This window comes from Rhodoferax sp. (assembly GCF_037143375.1).
GTDB lineage: Bacteria > Pseudomonadota > Gammaproteobacteria > Burkholderiales > Burkholderiaceae_C > Rhodoferax.
Genome location: NZ_JBAWYV010000315.1, coordinates 1 through 1,520 on the forward strand (window position 1 = coordinate 1; position 1,520 = coordinate 1,520).

Consider the following 1,520-nt stretch of genomic DNA (forward strand, 5'->3'; position numbering starts at 1 on the left):
ATATCGAAATGCTGGACCGCGCGGGCACGAGCATTTTTGGCGCTATTGAGCAACTAGTAACCCATAGCGCCCATTGAAAATTTATCTCCATCTCAGGCAAACAAGAATTTATCTTCGTCCAACTTAAACCTCAGCCGCGAATAGAAACGACTCGCTTTTTTCTCCCGCAAGAATACGTTCCAACACCAGGATAAACAATGAAACAAGCCACTATTTCCACACTGATGATCGCCATCATTTCTATGATGACCCCTATAAGTTCCCATGCGCTCGAATCAATTCGAGTTGGCGCGGTTTTATCGACAACCGGCCCTGCAGCCTTTCTGGGTGAGCCGGAATTAAAAACCGTCGAGCTTTACATCAAGAAAATCAACGCTGAAGGCGGCGTACTCGGACGAAATCTTGAGTTAATTAGTTATGACGATGGCAGCGATGCCAACAAGGCTAATTCCTTCACCAAGCGATTGATTGAATCAGACAAAGTAGATTTCATAGTGGGGGGAACAACCACCGGATCGTCACTGTCAATGATGCCGTTGATCGAAAAAGCGGGCATCCCGTTCGTTTCACTCGCCGGAGCGGTCGCCATTGTGGAACCTGTTCACAAATGGATTTTCAAGATTTCCCATACGGATCGCATGGCTGCAGAGAAGGTCTTTGAAGATGCAAAGAAACGCGGCTTTACCAAGATGGCGCTGATCTCTGAAACCAGTGGATTTGGACAATCAGGACACAAGGAGGCTCTGGCTGCAGCCAAGAAAATCGGCATTGAGATATTGGTCGATGAAACTTACGGACAAAAGGATACTGATGTCACGCCTCAGTTGACACGCATCAAAATGAATCCTGCTATTCAGGCTGTATTGGTCTTTGGCATTGGTCAAGGTCCAACAACAGTGACAAAAAACTACCGTCAACTGGGTCTTAAAGCGCCAATTTATCAATCTCACGGCGTGGCATCCAGCGAATTTGCACGTTTAGTGGGTGCTGCAGGTGAAGGTGTGCGTTTGCCCTCGCCAGCACTATTGGTAGTCGGTGAATTGCCGAACAGCGACAAGCGAAAACCGATACTTTCAGCTTACAAGGCTGCCTATGAGCAACAGTACAAAGAAGACGCCTCTACCTTTGGTGGATATGCCTACGATGCGTTGATGTTCTTGGTTAATGGCATCAAGGTGGCCAATTCAACGGACAAGGAATTGGTACGCACGGCTATTGAAAAGACGAACGGCTACATAAGCACAGCCGGTATTGTTCATATGTCGGCCACCGACCATCTTGGACTTGATTCGAGTGCATTTCAAATGGTAGAAATTAAAAACGGCAAGTTCCAAATCGCGAAATAACGACCGAGGGACGGGGCATCAGCGCCCTGTTCTGTCTCAAATTACGTCTGGAGAATGACTTGTTTTCCCAATTCCTGCAATTTCTATTCTCCGGCCTGACGGTCGGAGCGACCTACGCCCTGGCGGCGCTGGGTTTCACCCTGATCTACAACGCCAGCAACGTGATCAACTTCG

1 protein-coding gene and 1 pseudogene are annotated in these 1,520 nt (G+C 48.0%); both read left to right on the forward strand.

Annotation, left to right across the window (positions count from 1 at the left end; all coding sequences use genetic code 11):
- Positions 1–197: 197 nt before the first annotated feature.
- A complete protein-coding gene (locus WCG50_RS19380) occupies positions 198–1,346 on the forward strand; it encodes an ABC transporter substrate-binding protein (protein ID WP_336901229.1) in 1,149 nt (382 codons plus the stop codon).
- A gap of 59 nt (positions 1,347–1,405) precedes the next feature.
- Positions 1,406–1,520: pseudogene (locus WCG50_RS19385) on the forward strand (branched-chain amino acid ABC transporter permease); the annotation flags it as partial.